Here is a 21,091-nt window from a genome sequence, read left to right on the forward strand (position 1 = left end):
TAGAGTTGGAACCGGTGCGAAGTACCAAGTGCGAACATCTATACTGGGATTTCGATCTCGATCCCGTTTTTGCAACGGATCAAAATGGTTCTGCCTTCCTGGACAGGGACGACTTCGATAGGAACGAAATGCGAAGGACCTTTATCGGCCGTTACATCTACAGGCCTCGATAATTTTGATCGCCAATAATGGAATTTGCTCTCCTTGATCCCATGGGCAGAGGCAAACTCTTTTTGGCTCCGACCAGAGTCCCGAAACTCCTTTACCAATTTACGCATCCACAAAGCATTCTCCTTTTTTGTCATAATACATATAGTTTATGCCACCAAAGGTAAAAAGACAGGTCATGTCATAAAAGACGTAGTTGCCCGGATGGATACACTTGGGAAGGTGAGTTTATTAACGATTTAAAAGATAGAATTAATAATGAAATTGATCAAAGTAATGTAGTTGTATGTCTTTTAGATACTGGTGTCAATAGAACTAATCCTCTTTTAGAAGATTTAATTCCTGCAAGGAATTTGGATTCCATAAATCCAGATTGGACAACAGCTGATTCATACAGGCATGGACATGGAACACCAATGGCGGGTATCATTTTATATGGTGATTTAAATGAACCATTAAGTAATACTGGAATCATTAACATAACAAATAATGTCGAAAGTATAAAAATTATAGACGCTAGTATAGCAAATGATCCTGATTTATATGGGAAAATTACATTGGAAGCCATTGCAAGCGCAGAAGTAATAAATCCATTTTCAAAAAGAATAGTATGTTTAGCTGTAACAGCACCAGATAATGAATATTTAGGTAGACCTTCTTCTTGGTCTGCTGCTATAGATCAAAAATTATTTGGTACTATAAATGAGAGAAACGATAACACTTTAGTCTTAATATCTGGTGGTAATTTACCATTAAATGATAGATTAAATTATCCAATATCTAATGAAGAATTTTCCGTTGAAGATCCTGCTCAATCATTTAATGCAATTACAGTTGGTTCATTTACAGAGAAAGACAGGTTAGATGTTCAAGAATTCCCTGGAGGAGAGTTACTAGCTCAAAGAGGTCAAATGTCACCGTGTAATTCTACTTCTTTAAAATGGAATAAAAGATGGCCTCGAAAGCCAGATGTTGTATTTGAAGGTGGAAATGACGGAATATTTAATTCAGGCATTCTAGATCATGATTCATTAAAACTTTTGTCAACAGGTGTAGGAGGGGTAGGTAGATCATGGTTAACAACATTTTCCGATACAAGCGCATCAGTTGCTTTGGCTTCAAAATTTGCTTCTGAATTATATCAAATGTATCCAAATTATAAGCCAGAGACAATAAGGGCTTTAATGATACATTCAGCTGAATGGAGTAGTGTGTTACTAAATAATTCAAATATTAGTGGCTTAAGTTCAGATGAAAAATGGAATCTTATGTCTAAAATTGGCTATGGAATTCCAAATTTGAGCAAAGCCAAGTATAGTGCTGAAAATTCTTTGACTATGATAGCAGAGAGGTCTTTAAGGCCTTATAAATATGAGCAAAGTAGGGCTAAAACAAATGAGTTTCATCTATTTGATTTGCCTTGGCCTAGTGACATATTAACTGATTTAGCAGAAACGAATGTTAAATTAAAAATAACATTGTCATATTTTATTGAACCAAATCCTGGAAATAGAAGATACGCAAGTGATCAATCATATAAATCACATGGTTTGAGATTTAAAATGATAGATAGAAATGAAAGTTTAAAAATGTTTAAAGCTAGAGTAAGTAGAACTCTCAGAGAAGAACAAGATGAATATGTGCAAGAAGGTAGTGAAAATTGGTTATTAGGTAGTCAAGTTAGAGATAAAGGAAGTATTCATAAGGACTTATGGGAAGGTTCAGCTGCAGATTTAGCATTAAGAAATAAGATTGCTATCTATCCTGTAGGGGGTTGGTGGAAAAGCCGAAAAAAGCTTATGAGATATAACTCCGATGTTAACTATAGCTTAATAGTTTCTATTGAAACGGAGTCTACTGAAGTTGATATTTACAATAACGTTTTAGCTCAAATTCCTGTTCCGGCTAGTGTTCTAATATCAAATGAATAGATAGTTCTTAAATATAATATGCAGTCTTGATTTTTTTGTTTATTTTTTTATTAAGAAAAAAAGAAGTGAATATTCAATTCGTAATCACTATTTTTTATCTAAAAGATAACAATCAAAAAAAACATCATTATTGAAAACTCCCATTTCAAATGCTTGTTCACAAATCGCCAATTTAGTTTCTGAGTCAAAATCTGTTTGGTTCATTCTTTCTGCTTCCGAAATGTAATCTACCCACATTCGTAAATCAATTATATCTTGATTTTCGTATAGAATTTTTGCTATTTTCAAATCAGTCTCAGAAGTTTTAATCAAAACTGTCCACTTTTCAAATCCAGCCATTTTGGATATGACATGTTGAGCCTTCATTAGAGTAAAATCTTCTTCATCAAGATTGTAATCGTAAATAACTAATTCGATATCGAAATTCTTTGGCTCATATTCATATGACAATTCACCAAATTCATTGTTAAAGACAAGTTTTCCAGTTTTAAAATCTCTGTGTAAGTTTTTAGATTGAAGTTTAAAGAAATCAATAGTATTCATAATATAATCCTTTGTTCCAAAGATTATTATCCAAGAGGTTGTGCATTCGTATACTTTTTTTGGGATAATAAGCCTTGAGGGTTTATATTATCAATTATGGTGGATGAAATCTTTGCACGAATGAGCAGGCATACCATAAACACCTTTTCAAATTTAAACATTTTGTTTTAATTATTACCAGACAGAATATTTTTTTATTTACAAAATAGAACAAGTGTATAGAAATTTGCTAACAAAGAAATTTTATACTCTCGTGGCGAATTTCTTTGAATGAAACACTAATGTAATACAGTTGTAAAATGGCCTATGATATTCAAATTATGAACAAGGCGTAGGAACCCACAATTTACTTGAACATAATCATTAACGATATAAAACACACAGATGTTATTATATCTATGATTATGTCAAATAGCGCCGAAATGGCGCTATTGCGTAAATTGTTGTTTAATGTCCTATAATTTATATTATGTAAAATAGAATATTCCGAAGTATAGAAATCACCAACTATTCCATAGCCTCTTCCAATCTAGTCACTTTTCCGTTATATTGAATAGAGCTACGATTTGTAGACTGTACTCTGATGGTACTTCTGTTATTTGGATATAAGGTAATCATCATATCGTAATTTTCGTTACCTCTGTACTTGTCCGATATTTTAAAACGTATCTCTGCGGTGTGTTTCTGGTCATTATACTTTACTTTATAATCTTCCGGGATGTCATCGAATTCAATTCCCGTGTGATTTCCTCCGTAGCCGCCACCAAAATTCTGTTCACCAAAAAATGGCAAATTGCCACGAATACTGTCGCCCTTAACAACCAATCTATTGCTATTTGAAGTGATATCGATATGGCTCGCGTTACTTCCTGGACCTAAAATATTCGAATTCGCGACCTTGCTAAATGCCGCTGAAGCTCTTGGCATCGCACTTGTAGAAATAATCTCAAAGGATTTTGAAGCTACTAATTCCTGAAGTTGTTGATAATCTTGACTATCCTGTTCTGTAAACTCCTTACTGGAACTGCAACCCATAACACATATAAAAATAATGCTAGATACAAGTAAGTTTTTCATAGTTATGAAGTTACAAAAAATTCAAATGCGAATTAACTATAATTGAATAAAATCAGAGATATTCATCCTAAATTAACGTTTCCTATGCTCCATATTCTCCATGCATCTCAGTAAAAACACCGCGGATCTCTGTGGAATAAATCAATGTTATTCGGCTGATAAGATAGTTAGACTTCAATACAATAATCGGTGAGAATCGGCGCAATCTGTGTAAAAAAATCAGCGCCACTCACCATAATCGGTCAGGTCTGAGTTCTAAAATTCCCTTTATATCTCCGTGAAACCTCCGCGTATCTCTGTGGAATATTTCTCGCAGAGACGCAAAGTATTTGAGAAGGTCTGTGGTAATCCGTGCAATCTGTGTGAAGAAATCAAAGTCATCCGGCTGATAAGATAGTTATACTTCAATACAATAATCGGTGAGAATCGGTGAAATCTGTGTAAAAAAAATCAGCGTCACCCACCAGAACCGGTCAGGTCTGTGTTCTAAAATTCTCTGTGTATCTCCGTGAAACCTCCGCGAATCTCTGTGGAAAATTTCTCGCAGAGACGCAAAGTATTTGAGAAGGTCTGTGATAATCCGTGCAATCTGTGTGAAGAATTCAAAGACATCCGGATGATAAGATAATTATACTTCATTACAGTAATCGGTGAGATTCGGTGAAATCTGTGTAAAAAAAATCAGCGTCACCCACCAGAATCGGTCAGGTCCATGTTTTATAATTCTCTGTGTATCTCCGTGAAACCTCCTCTAATCTCTGTGGAATATCTCACGCAAAGTCGCTGAGTCGCAGAGACGCAAAGTATTCATGAAAATGTGTCGTCTACATTTTATAATTCTCTGTGCATCTCCGTGAAACCTCCGCGAATCTCTGTGGAATATCTCACGCAGAGACGCAAAGTATTTGAGAAGTTCTGTGGTAATCCGTGCAATCTGTGTGAAGAAATCAAAGTCATCCGGCTGATAAGATAGTTATACTTCAATACAATAATCCGTGAGAATCGGTGAAATCTGTGTAAAAAAAATCAGCGTCACCCAACCAGTACCGGTCAGATCTGTGTTCTAAAATTCTCTGTGTATCTCCGTGAAACCTCCGCGAATCTCTGTGGAATAACGCCCTTTTTATTTAGGATCCAAAATCAAGTCAATTCGCTTCACCGCATCTTGGTAATGATATTTCGTTTCGGTGTTGGCAGCCGTGTTCTTGCGACTGTTCAATTGGGTTTTTAGTGTATTTAATTCGCCTCTTACCAAAGCCCTCACGTCAGATTGATTCACATTATAAGCTTTAACCCCACGTCCTGGTTTCAATTCGTCAGTCATTAAATACGCCATCCGGTCAATATAGGCACGTTGTAAATTTCTTCGATACACATCTACCGCTTGGTTGCTGTTGAGTTCTTTCCAAATGCCTTTGCGCAAATCCTGGAGCATTTCCAATGCCGAATAATTGTCTTTGCTGATGGCTGTGCCGTCAATTAATCTGCCCAAGACTTCAAAATCAAGAATGCTGTTCAAATGTCTTGCTTGAGCATTTCTAAAGGTTTCGGTATAGCCAGCGTGGTCAATATTTCGCAGAATTTTAAAATTGACCATCCAAGTTGGCGTTGAAAAAGTGTTTTCCTGTAGCCATGCCATTGCGGCTTTCTGATCGGCTTTTGACGCTGGCGTATATATCACACCGCCTTGGTTAGGTTTTTTTGTGTCTTCATAGACGCCACCAATATGCGTGGTCACATGACCCATATAACGGTTCCAAACACTTAGCAACTCCCCTTGCAATTCCCTTAAATCATCATAATCGTTGGTTATGTCGCTGGTCCATTCTGGTAAATGTTCTGCCACATACTTTAGGTTTTTAAGTCCGTAGGTACTGGCTTTTATTGAGTTGTTTCCAATATCTTCAGTTTGAGAGGACGGATCAAAACGACTGCTCTGCTTCCCGTATTTATACCGTGGATCATCGGCTTTATCCATTACCCACTGGTCCAAAGTTGGGGTCTCCCCTTCTGTGGTTGCCCCCGGAATCCATCGGTAGCCCCAATTGGTGACATAATGGTCGTAAGGCCCAATCTGACGGACAAATCGGATGTTTTCATCTCCGGGTTGTGCAATATAATTGTATCGGGCATAATCCATGATACTTGCGGCAATCCCATGTTCCTGAGTAAACGCGCCGTTTCGATAGCTTTCCACATCATAGGCATGACTGGCGGCCATATTGTGTGGGAATCCTAAGGCGTGACCCACTTCATGGGCAATCACCATACGCATCATCTCTCCTATTTCTTCATCGCTAGTCTCCAAAGTTCGTGCTGAAGGATTGGCGGCGCCAGTTTCAAGCATGTATCGGTTTCTATAAGAACGCAAATGGTTGTGGTACCAGATGATGTCACTTTCAATAATTTCTCCCGTACGCGGATCTGAGACACTTGGTCCCACGGCATTTCGTGTGGTGCTCGCCACGTAACGCACTACGGAATACCGAATATCCTCCGGACTGAAATCAGGGTCTTCGGCGTAGGTTGGTGGGTCTTTCGCGATAATAGCATTTTTAAATCCGGCAGTCTCAAATGGTTTCTGCCATTCTTCAATACCCTGCTTGATGTATTTGCGAAGTTTCTCAGGCGTAGCAGGATCTAAGTAATACACGATCGGTTTGATTGGTTCTACCAATTCTCCCCTCCTATAGGCTTCAGGATCTTTAGGCTCCAAACGCCAGCGACGGATGTATGTTTTTTCATCTGATTTTAATGCTTCACTACTATAATCATATTGGCTGACCGTAAAAAATCCAACGCGCGGATCAGCAAGACGTGGCTGCATGGGTGTGGTTGGCAACAAAACCATGGATTGGTTCATCTGTAAACTGATGGTTTCCGTAGCTGGAAGCATAGGCGGTTTTGATGCGTTATAGGTAAAATCCTGAATGATTTCGATATTTAATGGGAAGCTTTTTGCCGAGGTGATAAAACTACGGGAATTGTCTAAATTACGGACTTTGTAAGTGTCACGAAGTCTGCTGGATAAGCCACTAATGGCCTTGACATCACTGGTGTAGAATTTGGTGACATCAATAACCACAGCCGATGAATCTTTACTAATCGTTTCAATATCAAAAGCATATAAAACCGGCTCATAATTGTTGGCCTTTACAGAAATGTTAATTGGTAAACTGTCATTGGCAACAGCATTATAAGATTTGACCTTGATCAATATTTTGTCCTGAAAACGTTCCCAAGTAATTAATTGCTCATTGGCTTTTGACCCCGCATTCATGTAACCTCCACCCAAATTGGACGGTAATTTTGACATACGGCTCACCAAAAGCATATCTTTATTTAATAAGCTATCTTGAATCTCAAAAAAGTATTTGTCTTTTATTTTATGAATCTTGAAGAGCCCTTCATCAGTAACGGCGTCCTTGGTAATTACCTTGTCGTAAGGCTTGATGGCCTCTTCCTTCTTCTTTTCTGGAGCAGGGGCTTCTACCTTATTCTTTCCTTTTTTAGTGTTTCTTTTAGAATGTGCATTTACATTCAGCGGATTGAGAAGTCCCCCAATTAGCAGTGCTATAAGACCTAAGTTCTTCATTGAGTTGATTCGTTTAGTTAAGATTTATAAAGATAGAAATAAGTTTTTAATTCTGGTGGGTTTTTCTCACAGAGACAAGGAGTCGTGGAAATGAATACAATCAAAACAAAAGCACCAATTAAGAAATTTTCTGTCAGCCAACAAGCAGGCAAATTCCAGTAAATTGTCTGTGTAATCTGTGTAAAAAAACAGCGTCAACCGCCTGATAAGATAGATAAACTCTATACGATAATCTGTGAGAATCAGTGAAATCCGTGTCTAAAACATCAGGGTTTCCAACTTCTATCTACATCGCAGATACGGAAAGTATTTGAGACGAATTATTACATTTAAAAAGCACCAAATAAGAAGTTTCCTGTCAGCCGACAAGCAGGCAAATTCCAATAAAATGATCTATGGAAATCTGTGTGAAAAACTCAGTATCATCCGCCTGATAAAATAGATAAACTCTATACGATAATCGGTGAGAATCTGTGTAATCCGTGTCTAAAAATCAGCGAAGAACTGCTAAATTAATCCTCAGGCGGATGCCCATGAATTTCTTCATAAATGGTATCGAAGTTTTCTCTGATATGCGCACGGAGTTTCATGCGGTAATCATCATGCAACCATTTGACAAAGTTGAAGGTACTTCTACTGATGCATTGTGTGTAGCGCTCCAAACGGTGGTTGATATCATCCTCCAACAACTTCATTAAAGCCAAGGCATCATAAACATCTTCACTGTTTTCAACACATATTTTTGTGTGATGTGCAATGGACTGCTCCAAAAGCACTTTAGAAGAATCGCCTCTATTTACCGAATCGGTATAAGCTTGTTTCATATCAAAATACACCTCTTCCGAATTGGCAAATTCCTGGCGTAAATCTTCAGGCATCTCATATCTGAAATTGGCTTCAATATCATCATCGTTGACAATACTGTCCAGATAATAATTTGGTGATCCGAAGATCTTCTGCCAATTAATATCAGCGCCCCACGGACCAAAACGGTGCATGTTGTTACCCAAGTCGATAATCTTGAAAACCTCTTTTCCAGGGTAAATTCGCGATCCACGACCAACCATTTGATAATATAGCGCCAAGGATTTTGTGGCACGGTTAAGAATAATGGTTTCTACAGAAGGCTCATCAAAACCGGTCGTCAAGATACTCACCGAAGTTAAAATAGCATTTGGTGTTTCCTTGAACCATTTCAGAATCATTTTCCGCTCTTTTTTCGTTGCGGTATTATCTAAGTGTGCAATGGTGTAACCAGCGCGCTTAAAGGTGTCGTAGACGTGTAAGGAGGTGTTGATCCCGTTATTAAAGATCAGGGTTTTCTTGTTCAGTGAGTGTTGCTCATAGGCATACACCACTTTTTTCAACATGTCTGTATTCGTGTATAGATCTTCTGAGGACTTAACGGTATAATCGCCGTTTGAGCCAACTTCCAAGGAGGTCAATCCCACGTTGTATTGATAGGTTTCCGCTCTTGAGAGGAAATTGTTTTCAATCAGCTGTTCAATGGTCTCACCCGTGATCAGCTCATTATAATTATCCTTCATTGGTAAATCCTTATTGGAGCTCAATGGTGTTGCCGTTACACCAAGAATAAAGGAGTTTTCAAAATACTTAAACAGCTTGGTGAACGAATTGTAATGCGCCTCATCAATAATGACCAATCCTACATCTGATATGTCCAACATATCCTCTTGCAATCGATTGTTCAAGGTTTCCACCATCGCCACAAAACAGCTGTAATTTGCCTGATCATCTAAGTTGGCTTTACTATCCACCACTTTATTGGTCACGTTGAATTCCGTCAGCATCTTGGACGTCTGTTTCAGCAATTCAATCCTGTGGGTTAAAATCACTACTTTCTTATCGTGATTTTTCAAATATTGCCTCACAAATTCTGAAAAAATCACCGTTTTACCACCACCAGTCGGTAATTGATAGAGCAAGTGGTAATCGGAAGGCGCCTCATCAAAAGCTTTAAACACCTTGTCAATGGCATTCTTTTGATAATTATATAAATCTTTCTCGGTTTGGCGTTCTAAATTTTGTGAAACTGTTTTTACAGACATTTCGTATGTTGAGCTTAGTGTTAGGATGTTATAAGAAGCTGCAAAGATATGAGTATTAGCACGGTCTTCCAATTATATGTAGAAAAGAAATTTGTAATTTGGCCTTTAAAGCTATGGAAAAAGACATCTTACAACAAAATTTTGCGGGTTTTTTAAGTACACCTTTCTTATGGAAGGATTCGAAAATTTACGGGTTGGAGCAATTTGTGATTAAAGACTGTAACTTTGGAAACTTCACCAAAAAGGACACTATAAATCTTCGTTTAGGTAAATTAGTGGAACAATTCGTCTTCCATCAATTGAGACATGCACCCGCTACCCAAATTTTAGCGGAGAACCTTCAAATACAGGATGGGAAACGAACTATAGGCGAATTGGATGCGCTTTTAATGACGGACATCGGGCCTGTACATTTAGAAATCATCTATAAGTTTTACCTCTATGATCCAGATACAGGTGTAAGCGAATTAGAACGTTGGATAGGACCAAATAGAAAGGATAATTTGCTTCAGAAATTGGATAAACTGAAGACAAAACAGCTCCCTCTCCTCCATCATTCCAAGACGCAACCACATCTTGCCGATTTAAATCTTAATAGTACTGCTATAAAACAACAAGTGCTTTTTAAAGCCCAGCTGTTTTTGCCAGTTGATCACCAAAAAAACATATTTCCACCCCTAAATGTTGAATGTGTAAAAGGCTTTTATATAAGAATGAATGATGTTCAGCGGTTTAACGAAGGACAGTTTTATATTCCTGCAAAGAAGGATTGGCTTATGGACATTCAAGCAGACGTGCATTGGGTGGATTATGATGACTTTCTTATTGAAGTAAGACGTTGGACAGATAAGCAACTCTCACCAATGTGCTGGTTGAAGCTGCGTGGCGTGTATTCGAAGTTTTTTGTGGTCTGGTGGTGATTTTTGTAAATAGCTCATCTTCAGCCTCCATTTTGGTTTCCTTTTTATCCTTGCGATATGTCTTCAAATAGTTTTACTTTGCACAGGTTAAATTTGGAGTGGAAATAAGGCTTATTGTGATGTTAAAATCACCAATATATAACGCTTCTTCAATGTTTAAAAACCATTCCTGACTATATAATCAATAACTATTAACGAAAAATAAACCTCTTATCTTGAAAGTCTGTATTGCCGAAAAACCCAGTGTTGCCAGAGAAATCGCAGCTATTTTAGGAGCTAATAGCAAGCATGACGGCTACTATGAGGGCAATGGCTATGCAGTAACCTATACGTTTGGGCACCTCTGCACTTTAATGGAGCCCAACGATTATAAACCCCATTGGAAAAGTTGGGATCTGAACAATTTACCCATGCTGCCTGAAAAGTTCAAAACTAAGGTTACCAGCAATTCTGGAGTCCAGAAGCAATTTAATATTGTGAAAAAGCTATTTGACCAGGCAGATGTCGTCATCAATTGCGGGGATGCCGGTCAAGAGGGTGAATTGATCCAACGTTGGGTTTTAGATCAGGCTAATTATAAGGGGAAAGTAGAGCGGCTATGGATTTCTTCATTGACTGCTGAAGCTATAAAAGAGGGGTTTGAAAACCTCAAGCCATCAGAACAGTATGACAACCTTTTTTACGCCGGATTTTCACGTGCTATAGGCGATTGGCTTTTAGGTATGAATGCCACGCGCTTATATACTTTAAAACACGGTGGGTACAAACAAGTATTGTCTGTAGGTCGGGTACAAACCCCTACATTGGCAATGGTGGTCAACAGATTTAAGGAGATTGAGAATTTTGTGCCCCAACCCTATTGGGAATTGCAGACACTCTATCGAGATACCCTGTTTAGCTATGAAGAAGGCCGTTTCACCAAAATGGAAGATGGCGAAAAATTGGCTAACAAAGTTAAGGAGCACGACTTTGAGATTGTTTCGGTGACCAAGAAAAAAGGTAAGGATTACGCGCCAAAACTATTCGACTTAACGGGGCTACAAGTGTATTGTAACAATAAATTTGGGTTTTCGGCTGACGAAACGCTAAAGATTGTGCAGAAGCTTTATGAACAAAAGGTAGTCACCTATCCAAGAGTCGACACCACATTTTTACCCACTGATGTTTATCCGAAAGTATCTGGAATTTTACAAAATCTGAGGAAATACGCACAATTGACCGCTCCACTATTAGGTAAGAAAATTAAAAAGTCAACACGAGTATTTAATGATAAAAAGGTGACAGATCACCACGCTATTATCCCCACAGGTGTAGAAAGTCAATTACAATACAACCAACAGCAAGTTTATGACATCATAACCAAACGCTTTATAGCTGTGTTTTATGATGATTGTGCGGTTTCCAATACAACGGTTATCGGGAAAGCATCTGATGTAAATTTCAAGGCTACAGGAAAAGAAATTTTGAGCAGAGGATGGCGCGTGGTCATTGAATCTGCGGAAAAGGAACAAAAAGCTTCAGATTTGCTTCCGTCGTTTGTAAAGGGTGAAAAGGGGCCGCATGAACCCTCTTTTTTGGAAAAACAAACTAAGCCGCCCAATCAGTTTACGGAGGCTTCCCTCCTACGCGCCATGGAAACTGCTGGAAAACGGGTAGATGATGAGGAGATGCGCGAACTTATGAAAGAAAATGGCATCGGTCGTCCATCAACCCGTGCCAATATTATTGAAACTTTATTCAAGCGGAAATATATTGAACGCAACAAGAAACAAGTTTTGCCTACGCAAATTGGTATACAACTGATCGATACAATTCAAAACGAATTATTGAAATCTGCAGAATTGACCGGGATGTGGGAAAAGCAATTGAAAGATATTGAAAAGGGCACTTATAGTGCGGCGCAGTTTATCGCCAATATGAAAAAAATGGTGGATGCCTTGGTTTATGAAGTAAGAAGTGAAGCACAACGGGCCAATATCTCACATGTTAAAACTGCCCAAAAATCTGAAATCAAAAAAGAAGCGAAAAAGAAAGCAGGGCTTAGCTCAGAAATCTGCCCGAAATGTAAAACTGGGCAAATGATCAAGGGAAAATCGGCCTATGGATGCAGCAATTATAAAGATGGATGTGGTTTTATACTGCCTTTTAAATTTAAGAATAAAAAGATTTCAGTAAAACAATATCTGCGTTTGCTTCAAAAGGGTTCGACTATTAACCTTAAGGGCTTTAAGACTGAGACTGGTGAATTGGAAGGATTAATAAGGTTCAACGATGAATTCCACTTGGTACTGGAACCGAAGAAAGCGGTTAAAAAGGCGACAGCTTCAGAACGTCTAAGTTGTCCTAAATGTAAAAAAGGGACTGTCATAAAGGGAAAAACGGCATACGGTTGCAGCCACTATAGAGATGGTTGTTCGTTCCGATTCACCTTTGATGAAGTGCGTCAAAAAGCTAGTGGAAAAACAATGACCAAAGAATTGGTTTACAGTATTTTAAATGGAGATATCTAAACAAAAACAACACATTCATTTTTTGCTGCATAAACCATTGGGTTACTTGAGTCAGTTTATAAGCAATGCAAAGCATCAGCGCAATAAAAAATTTTTGGGTGCGCTTTACGATTTTCCAGAAGGTGTCATGGCCATTGGGCGATTGGATAAAAACTCTGAAGGCCTGTTGTTGTTGACTACAGATGGTGATCTGAGCCATACTATTTGTAGCAGTCTTATTGAAAAAGAATATTACGTTCAAGTGGATGGCGAGATTACCGAATTGGCCATTCGCCAACTTCAACAAGGTGTTACCATTGGTTTTAAAGGCATTAGCTACCTCACAAAAGCTTGCCGAGCGTTTAAGCTGGAGCAATCGCCAGATTTTGCCGAGCGTACTAAAAAAATACGGGACTCACGACATGGACCAACCTCTTGGGTTTCCATCACTATAAATGAAGGAAAATTTAGGCAGGTTCGCAAAATGACTTCTGCGGTTGGGTTTCCTACCTTGAGATTGGTTCGCGTACGTATAGGGAACATTTATTTAAACAAAATGCAACCCGGTGAAGTTATTAAAGTTGATGTCTTAAATGTAGATTAAACGCGCTTTACTTTTACAGCGTTCATGCCTTTCATCCCACGTTCCAATTCAAAAGTCACTTTGTCATTTTCAGCGATATCATCCAAGAGTCCACTCACGTGACAAAAGTACTTTTCATTATTTTCTGTATCGATAATAAATCCGAAGCCTTTAGAACTGTCATAGAAAGAAACTTTACCTTGTCTTACTGGATCTTCTTCTTCGCCTTCTTCTTTTTTAGGAACACCTAAAACAATGTCTTCAGCATCTACCTTGATTTTATCTGCAGGATCTGGTGGGGTATCTGATAAGTTTCCATAAGCGTCTACATAAGCAAACTGGATTCCATCACTTCCGCCTTCTGCACGGCGGGCTTCTTTTTTCTTCTTTTTTTCTTCGCGCTTTTTAGCACGTGCTTTTTCTTTTTCAATTTTGTTAAAGGTCTGTTGCGACTTAGCCATTCTTTTTTTTAAATATGTTTTAAAGGTTAAATTTGAATTACCAAACTATACTTAAGATAGGCAATTCATGGAATTGTTGATTCGAAAGATTAATTCGGTGATTACAATGTATATAACAAGTTAATAAAAATTTCCAATAAATGTCCATATACCTTACAAATATAAGCGATAGAATTGAGAAATTGGGTTTCAACCTATGAATCTTTCCGCTGGTAAGGGCTAATAATTAGTTCTAAAGCTTATCACTGATCAAATAATTGGCCATCCAATCCTAAAAAGCCAAGATCTTGCATCTAAACTGTCCAGATAAAAGTACTTTGGAATCCTCATTTAGTTGAATTTACAACAATCCCTGGGCGTCCGATGGTGGTCGTTGCACTTTTATTTTACACTCAAAAGAATTCATCCTTAGGTGCCCGCTTAACTAGGTTTTCTAAAGGTTTTGATCTTGAAGCCAATTTATGAGTGTATGGTTAACTAAATAGAATTGATTTACCAAAATTCGGTTACCTATCAAAGAGTGCCTGATGAGCCCATCAATTGGCGCTAATTTTACGCCAGCCGAGCCGTGCATAAAGCTCTATTAAATTTAAATGCGCTGCTGACATGATCAGCACCCACTTTTAGCTTGAGATGCATCGAATCTGTAATTAGAAACTTGAAGCCTTAATAAAAACTCTAAAAATCTTCAAATTAATCAGTTAGCCGTCGACGTTATAAAATCCTTGTATTTAGACTATTTGAATTAGGTGAAGTGCGATAAATTATCTAAATTTAGGTTTAGAATTAATAAAATCCGAAGCAAGCACTTCTTCAGTAAATACAGAAATTGTATTCATGATTGGTGCGAAGCTCTCACTACTAAAACCGCAGTACAGAAATGACTTATATAAATGACAATGTCATCCCGGGAAATCACGGCAAGACATTTAGAACAGATGTTAGAAGTCCGGAGGAGAAATCACAACTGAAAGCTGCCATCATGAAAATTGATGGTGTTACAGACGTTATTTTTGCCGACGCTTATCCTTCTGAACTAACCGTTCACACAGAAAAAGTTGTAGAAGTTAACGACATTCAGGATATAGCTTCTGATTTAGACTTTCATGTGATTGCAAAAGGACCTTTCTTTCCTTTATTTTAGAAACTAATCTTCTTTTTCCTTAACAAGAATAATACTTGCGGTAACGCCAGTGAGAAGGTTCCATTTTTTTGACGATACCTGAACTCCGTTGTCATCGTACACATGGAATTCTGCAGTATTTGGGCCTGATTCACCTTGATTGAGCGCCACAAAGTCAATTTTGTTGATGCCCTCTACCAAAGGTACGTCAAAGCTCTTAAAGTTGCCCGTCAATAATAAGTCGGCTATAAAAACATTGCCATTCACAAACACACGCACCCGGTCGCCATCAGGATATTCATGATCTCTACATCTGATATTGGCTTTTTTTCCGGTGATGTTGAAATTTCCCAAAAACTGATCTTCCATAGATTCCATTCGGAAGCCTTGCTCTACAGCTTTCTTATTCCATTTCTTATCGTATATTTCACCAGGATCGCGTAAGTTGCTATTATCGAACATTGAAAATTCGGTTTCCCGTTTCTTAATGGTAATCGGACTTTCAGCTTTCGGCTGCTCTTCTTTTATAATAGGGTCAATTTTGACTGGCTCAGGTTCAGGTGTTTTCTTTTCTTCCTTTTTCTCTACCGCAGGGATAGGAATGCTCTTGATTGGAGATTCCTGAGCATAGGTCTGAAAAATAGCCACGAGAAAAAAAATGCCTAAAAGTTTATATTTGTAAAATGTCATAAGCTTAAAAACTATTTCGGATATAAGAATCAAAAACCATACCTATCAGCGAAACTAACGATTAATTCCGACTCTAATTTTAAAGGAAACGTTAAAACTTACCGTTAAAACTCAGACGAAGTTTTCTAACATACTCATCCATAAGCCATTCTTTGTAATTCTTGGTGCTATTCATCATGCAGTACGAATATTGTTTGATACGGTAAGAAATATCATCCATTAAGTATTTTGTAAGATCTCTAGCTTCAAAAATGGTATCGGCATTGGCGATGCACATTTCGGAATGTTGCTGTATGGACCGCTCAATAGTGACCATTGACTTATGGCCTTCTGTGATGGCTTTTTCATATTCTGCTTTAATATCAAAGTCGATATTTTCAGAATTCTTAAATCGTTCTCTAATAGAATCTGGCATGACATACACAAAATCGCGCTCAATATCTTCGTCATTTCTGAGGTTTTCGAGATACATATCTGGGTACTTAAAGATATGCTGCCAATCGACCGGTTGGTCCCAAGGTCCAAAACGAACAATATTATTTCCTAAGTCTAAAACCAAAAACGATTTTTTATTCTTCAAAACCCGTGAGCCACGACCTATCATCTGAAAATATAGAGTGAGTGAACGTGTAGCGCGGTTTAAAATAACCGACTCTACAGAAGGCTCATCAAAACCAGTGGTCAAAATACTAACTGAGGTCAAAATGGCATCAGGTGTGTTCTTAAACCATTTCAATATGTCCTTACGTTCTTGCTTACTGCATGTATTGTCCAAATGCCTGACGTTGTATCCAGCCCGTTTAAAAGAATAGTAGACCTCTTTGGAAGTGTTGATTCCGTTATTGAAAATCAAGGTTTTTTTACCTTTGGACATCTCTTCGTAGGCAAAGATAAGTTTGCTCAACATATAGGAATTGGTATAGAGTGTTTCTGACGACTTCACAGTATAATCGCCATTGATTCCTATTTTCAAGGTATTTAATTCCACATCAAAGTTGTACAGATCGGCACTTGCCAAGAACCCATTTTTGATTAATGTTGAAATATCATCACCAACGATTAATTTTTGGTAATTGTCTTTCATTGGCAATTTGATGTTGGAACTGAGTGGTGTTGCCGTGACGCCAAGGATAAAACAGTTCTCAAAAAACTTAAACAGTTTTCTGAACGAATTGTAATGGGCTTCATCAATGATGACCAACCCAATATCTTCCAAGCGCAATTTTTTATCGTTGAGACGATTGTTCAAGGTCTCCACCATGGCCACGAAACATTTATATTGGTCCTGATCAGGGAGTTCTTTAACGTGACTATTGATGACCTTATTCTCAACATCAAAATTAGTCAGCATTTTTGAGGTCTGTTTACAAAGCTCAATGCGATGTGTAAGAATAACTACTTTCTTATTATGATTTTTGATATAACGTCTTACAATCTCAGAAAAAATAACAGTCTTCCCTCCTCCCGTTGGAAGTTGGTACAACAAATTAAAATTATCTGGAGCCGTTTCCATAACCTCAAATATCTTATTCAGATCAGCAAGCTGATAATCATAAAGATCTTTTTTGGTTTCCGTTTGGTTAAGACGCTCTAAAGTTTCTGACATAATAGTTTGGGTTCAAAAAAATTTCCACAAATTTAGGGCTTTATAAGAGTTATTCGAAGTTAATGTTGAAAAGAATTAACAACTGCTCAGATTTTAATTTTTGATTATCTGATAGTTATATGCAGGTTTGAACCAATCACAATTCAAGAATATATAAGGTGAAAATTTTGGTAAAAACTAAAAAGAGAAACCTTTTGGTTCCTCTTTTCAATCATTTTTGATTTCCAGTTTTTAGGAAATGGTAATGCGCTTAGCTGGCTTATCTTTAGCTTCCTCTTTTTTCGGTAATTGTACCGTCAAGATGCCTTCTTTATATTGTGCACTGATTTTATCAGACTCAATTGTATCCGGCAAGGTAAACGTTCGTTTAAAAGATGAATAGCCAAACTCACGTCTCGTGTAATTTTCTTCTTTGTGTTCTTGTTCTTCTTTAGTTTCTGAAGAAATGGATAGGATTTTATTATCGACATCAATATTAAAGTCTGATTTTTTCATTCCTGGAACCGCGATTTCTAATAAGAACTCATCGGCATTTTCTTTAATATTCACTGCTGGAAGCGTCATTCCTGTATTAAAATTGGACAGAAAACCTGTACCCATTTCACCATCAAATAAATTGTCAACCCAAGATGAAAAACTTGGTAAAGAAGAAGTTTCTCTCCGTCTAGAAACCTGATTGCCATTTTTTGGCATTGTTGCTAATGTACTCATTGTTAATCAAATTTTATAGTTAAACATTTTTTCTGATTACTATACTTCAAATTCAATACCAGCTGTAGTTTTAGGTTAAACTACTGACATTTATAGATAAAAACCGACATTTTGACACCTATAATCTGCTGATAACTAATATTTTGACAGGTTTGCAATGTCATTAGCTACTTTGCATGGCATAGTACTGTAACAAAATATATATTAAGTCGTCGTTTTAATATAACATCAATAAATTGTAGAAATCATGAGAACATTAAACAGTAATCAAACCACAGGAACATTTCAAAATTCAAAAACAGCTACTTGGAATACCAAGAGACGTTTTAAAAACTAATTGTTTACAAGATTCAGCAATCGTTCAAGGATCTTGATACCAAATCAAATTTATAATGAAGAATTTATCTAAAATAATCGATGCTTCAAATACTCAAGATGATGATTTGGAAACGACTAAAGCCCAATCTTCAGTCCCATTATCCCTGACGCCTTGCCCGAGCGTCAGGTTAATGTGGTATTAATTTTTTTGATTTCGTTACCATATCCACAAGACATCAGATTATGAGACATTCTCAAAAACCCGCCCCATTGATCAACGCTGGATTCGCGGCTGAGACCGCCTTTTTTTTTATGATTTTCTTTTTGGTAGCTACTACAGTTTCTGATGACAAGGATATCCATAGAAAACTGTCTACCGAATATCCGTTGGGAACAGACTGCGCAGCAGAAATCAACGAACACAATTTTGAGAATAGTAGACAAGCTCCCCAAACCCTATTATGAGTTAAGGAAAGTTTATGGTTACGCAGTTTTCGGAAAGTCTCCAGACAAACTCAAGGCTGCCGAAATTATTGAAACCAAAAAAAACCATCCCTTTATACTTTCAGAGGCCGATACAAAAAATGGAGAATCTCAAAGTCCTTTTGACCAATATAAGCGGACAAATCTTCTAAATCGAGAACCTCGAGGTGACCAAACTCACTGGTGGGAAAACTCTTCTTTTGGCAAACCAAAATCGATACACACTTTTCTTCTGCCCCAAGCTTTTGCTGCTTCAATATCTTCCCCCATATAAATATCAATATGATTGCGCCATCTACGGTGCATCTTATCCTTTACCAAATAGATGCCTTCAAAACCTTCTATAATTACAGGCGTGTTATGTTTGAGTCCTTTCCGCAGTAAGTCTCGGGACACGGCAATATATTTCCTTCCTGGTTTTAGGCTATCCCCAAAGGCGGTGATGTTTGGATTGCCGCTGGTTTGCCTAACTGTAGAATTATAAGCTGATGCCGTCACAACAACAGAATCCCAAATATATTCAGAGTCTTCATTTTGTTCTTCAGCACAACTAAATACCATTAATAAAAGCAGAAAACGGATTCGCATAAAATAAATATACAACATAAATACAATTTTGTAACTTGTCGCTTTAAAAATTAACACAACCAAACATGAAAAACACTATTCTTTCCCTAAGTCTCATAACTCTTTTTATGAGCTGTAAAAACGAGAAAAAACAAATGTCAGAAACAAATGCAACACAAGATTCCATTGCACTTATTGAACGTGCAAAGGCCATTCATGATCGGGTCATCACCCTTGATACGCACTGTGACATCAACGTCAATAATTTTACGGATTCTATCAATTACACTCAAAATTTAAGTTCACAAATTACCTTACCAAAAATGGATGAAGGTGGATTGGATGTGGCTTGGTTTATTGTCTATACAGGTCAAGACGATTTAACCGATGAAGGCTTTAAAAAAGCGTATGATAATGCAATGGGCAAGTATAATGCCATCCATAAATTGGTAGATGACATCGCGCCAGAACAAATTGAATTGGCATTGACTTCAGATGATGTACGTCGGATTGTAAAATCTGGCAAAAAAGTAGCTATGATCGGCATTGAAAATGGCTATCCAGTCGGAAAAGACATTTCCAATGTTGAGAAGTTCTATGATTTAGGCGGACGTTATATGTCTTTGGCCCATAATGGTCACAGTCAACTGAGTGACAGTAATACGGGAGAAGCAGATTCGATTTGGCTGCATAATGGCTTGAGCGATTTAGGTAAAAAAGTAATCAAGGAAATGAATCGTTTAGGAATGATGATAGATGTATCACACCCAAGCAAAGAAGCGATGCGGGATATGATTGAATTGTCAGAAGCTCCAATAATCGCGTCCCATTCTTCCGCGAGAGCCTTGTGTGATCACAGTAGAAATTTAGATGACGAACAATTGGAGTGGTTAAAAGAAAACGGTGGCGTAGCCCACGCAGTGGCATTTGCAGCTTACTTAAATACTGAAAAGGCTGAAAAACATGCAGCCTTCAAAAAAGAGGTGGCCCTAACGGTTATGGATTCTATGAATGTTGCTTACTTGGATTGGGATGCTCGTAGGGCTTTATCAGAAGAAGAACGTGAAGCTTATTATGAGGTGCTACAAAAAGTAAACCCTATAGTAGATGCGAAATTAAAAACCATGAAAAATGTTCCAGACGCAGTCGATGTCTCTGATTTTGTAGATCATATTGATTATATGGTGAATAAAATCGGGATTGAACATGTTGGTATCAGTAGCGATTTTGATGGCGGTGGCGGTATTGAAGGTTGGAATGATGCATCAGAAACCTTTAATGTTACTTTGGAGCTTGTAAAACGTGGTTACACTGAAGAGGAGATTGGCTTGTTATGGAGCGGAAATTTATTACGCGTGTTGGACGAAGTTCAGGCAGTGGCAAAAAAGATACAGAGTTAAAAACATAGCATTTCAATAGAAAAAGTCCGCTTCTGACGGACTTTTTGCTTTATAAATAATATTACTTCTTTGTTCTTTCTATTAGCAGAAGCGCCTTCTCAGAGTCTGCTTCGGAAACAAACAGTTGGATTTCGCCAAAAATTCCCGCATAAGATGAATCCATTTTATTCACCTCCTGATACGCTATATTTTCGTTTTCCAATATGTTTTTAATTTCCATGGCCCTTACTTGAGAGGTGCCTGAATATATTTTGATGTCGCTCATAATCTCTTGTTTTTAAAATTGACGTTATCTATGTAAGTTAATCAAAAAAAATAATATTAAGCAGATAAAACGCTCTCAAACCAATGTTTATT

General features: G+C 37.5%; 18 protein-coding genes. 7 read left to right on the forward strand and 11 right to left on the reverse strand.

Annotated elements, in window-relative coordinates; translation table 11 throughout:
* Window positions 1–38: 38 nt before the first annotated feature.
* Entirely contained in the window at window positions 39–305 is a 267-nt protein-coding gene (tnpA, locus tag H3Z82_RS15540) for an IS66 family insertion sequence element accessory protein TnpA (protein WP_182206421.1), read from the reverse strand.
* A 126-nt stretch (window positions 306–431) separates the two neighbouring features.
* On the opposite strand from tnpA, the gene H3Z82_RS15545 reads away from it, so the two are divergent.
* The gene (locus tag H3Z82_RS15545; protein WP_317172468.1) at window positions 432–2,099 is read left to right on the forward strand and encodes a S8 family peptidase; all 1,668 of its coding nucleotides are present in this window, start codon (window positions 432–434) and stop codon (window positions 2,097–2,099) included.
* Between the two features lie 87 nt (window positions 2,100–2,186).
* Here H3Z82_RS15545 and H3Z82_RS15550 read toward each other — a convergent pair whose 3' ends face one another.
* The 4 genes from H3Z82_RS15550 to H3Z82_RS15565 form a co-directional block, all read right to left on the reverse strand.
* Window positions 2,187–2,642, reverse strand: coding sequence for a hypothetical protein (locus H3Z82_RS15550; RefSeq protein WP_182206422.1), 456 nt, complete (start codon window positions 2,640–2,642; stop codon window positions 2,187–2,189).
* A 507-nt stretch (window positions 2,643–3,149) separates the two neighbouring features.
* Complete coding sequence (locus H3Z82_RS15555) at window positions 3,150–3,719, reverse strand: DUF4251 domain-containing protein (protein ID WP_182206423.1); 570 nt, start codon at window positions 3,717–3,719, stop codon at window positions 3,150–3,152.
* A 1,123-nt stretch (window positions 3,720–4,842) separates the two neighbouring features.
* The gene (locus H3Z82_RS15560; RefSeq protein WP_182206424.1) at window positions 4,843–7,314 is read right to left on the reverse strand and encodes a zinc-dependent metalloprotease; all 2,472 of its coding nucleotides are present in this window, start codon (window positions 7,312–7,314) and stop codon (window positions 4,843–4,845) included.
* Window positions 7,315–7,826: 512 nt separating this feature from the next.
* Window positions 7,827–9,383: a DEAD/DEAH box helicase gene (locus H3Z82_RS15565; RefSeq protein ID WP_182206425.1), complete on the reverse strand. Its 1,557-nt coding sequence runs from the start codon at window positions 9,381–9,383 to the stop codon at window positions 7,827–7,829.
* A 113-nt stretch (window positions 9,384–9,496) separates the two neighbouring features.
* Here H3Z82_RS15565 and H3Z82_RS15570 point away from each other — a divergent pair, with 113 nt between their 5' ends.
* From H3Z82_RS15570 to H3Z82_RS15580, 3 genes are all read left to right on the forward strand, one after another.
* Window positions 9,497–10,303 carry a DUF1853 family protein gene (locus tag H3Z82_RS15570; RefSeq protein ID WP_182206426.1) on the forward strand — a complete coding sequence of 269 codons (807 nt, stop codon included), beginning with the start codon at window positions 9,497–9,499 and terminating at the stop codon, window positions 10,301–10,303.
* A 215-nt stretch (window positions 10,304–10,518) separates the two neighbouring features.
* A complete protein-coding gene (locus H3Z82_RS15575) occupies window positions 10,519–12,813 on the forward strand; it encodes a type IA DNA topoisomerase (RefSeq protein WP_182206427.1) in 2,295 nt (764 codons plus the stop codon).
* A complete protein-coding gene (locus H3Z82_RS15580) occupies window positions 12,800–13,396 on the forward strand; it encodes a pseudouridine synthase (RefSeq protein ID WP_182206428.1) in 597 nt (198 codons plus the stop codon). The genes H3Z82_RS15575 and H3Z82_RS15580 overlap by 14 nt, the downstream gene beginning before the upstream one ends.
* On the opposite strand, the gene H3Z82_RS15585 is transcribed toward H3Z82_RS15580, so the two are convergent.
* Window positions 13,393–13,836 (reverse strand): cold-shock protein, encoded by a 444-nt coding sequence (locus tag H3Z82_RS15585; RefSeq protein ID WP_182206429.1) that lies wholly within the window; start codon window positions 13,834–13,836, stop codon window positions 13,393–13,395. The two genes, H3Z82_RS15580 and H3Z82_RS15585, sit on opposite strands and share 4 nt — an antisense overlap.
* A gap of 880 nt (window positions 13,837–14,716) precedes the next feature.
* Here H3Z82_RS15585 and H3Z82_RS15590 point away from each other — a divergent pair.
* On the forward strand, window positions 14,717–14,980 hold the full coding sequence (locus H3Z82_RS15590; protein WP_182206430.1) for a heavy-metal-associated domain-containing protein: 264 nt from the start codon (window positions 14,717–14,719) through the stop codon (window positions 14,978–14,980).
* A gap of 3 nt (window positions 14,981–14,983) precedes the next feature.
* On the opposite strand, the gene H3Z82_RS15595 is transcribed toward H3Z82_RS15590, so the two are convergent.
* The 3 genes from H3Z82_RS15595 to H3Z82_RS15605 all read right to left on the reverse strand — a co-directional run bounded on the left by H3Z82_RS15595 (window position 14,984) and on the right by H3Z82_RS15605 (window position 17,966).
* On the reverse strand, window positions 14,984–15,649 hold the full coding sequence (locus H3Z82_RS15595; RefSeq protein WP_182206431.1) for a hypothetical protein: 666 nt from the start codon (window positions 15,647–15,649) through the stop codon (window positions 14,984–14,986).
* 91 nt (window positions 15,650–15,740) lie between these two features.
* Window positions 15,741–17,255, reverse strand: coding sequence for a DEAD/DEAH box helicase (locus H3Z82_RS15600; RefSeq protein ID WP_182206432.1), 1,515 nt, complete (start codon window positions 17,253–17,255; stop codon window positions 15,741–15,743).
* Between the two features lie 231 nt (window positions 17,256–17,486).
* Complete coding sequence (locus H3Z82_RS15605) at window positions 17,487–17,966, reverse strand: Hsp20/alpha crystallin family protein (RefSeq protein WP_182206433.1); 480 nt, start codon at window positions 17,964–17,966, stop codon at window positions 17,487–17,489.
* A gap of 561 nt (window positions 17,967–18,527) precedes the next feature.
* On the opposite strand from H3Z82_RS15605, the gene H3Z82_RS15610 reads away from it, so the two are divergent.
* Entirely contained in the window at window positions 18,528–18,749 is a 222-nt protein-coding gene (locus tag H3Z82_RS15610) for a hypothetical protein (protein ID WP_182206434.1), read from the forward strand.
* Window positions 18,750–18,944: 195 nt separating this feature from the next.
* Here H3Z82_RS15610 and H3Z82_RS15615 read toward each other — a convergent pair whose 3' ends face one another.
* Complete coding sequence (locus H3Z82_RS15615) at window positions 18,945–19,373, reverse strand: 3D domain-containing protein (RefSeq protein WP_235982466.1); 429 nt, start codon at window positions 19,371–19,373, stop codon at window positions 18,945–18,947.
* A 47-nt stretch (window positions 19,374–19,420) separates the two neighbouring features.
* Between H3Z82_RS15615 and H3Z82_RS15620 the strand changes: the two genes are divergently transcribed.
* The gene (locus tag H3Z82_RS15620; protein WP_182206435.1) at window positions 19,421–20,734 is read left to right on the forward strand and encodes a dipeptidase; all 1,314 of its coding nucleotides are present in this window, start codon (window positions 19,421–19,423) and stop codon (window positions 20,732–20,734) included.
* Window positions 20,735–20,795: 61 nt separating this feature from the next.
* On the opposite strand, the gene H3Z82_RS15625 is transcribed toward H3Z82_RS15620, so the two are convergent.
* The gene (locus H3Z82_RS15625) at window positions 20,796–20,999 is read right to left on the reverse strand and encodes a putative signal transducing protein (protein WP_182206436.1); all 204 of its coding nucleotides are present in this window, start codon (window positions 20,997–20,999) and stop codon (window positions 20,796–20,798) included.
* Window positions 21,000–21,091: the final 92 nt, after the last annotated feature.

Origin of the sequence: Gelidibacter maritimus (assembly GCF_014062315.1) — a bacterium.
Classification (GTDB): Bacteria; Bacteroidota; Bacteroidia; order Flavobacteriales; family Flavobacteriaceae; genus Gelidibacter; species Gelidibacter maritimus.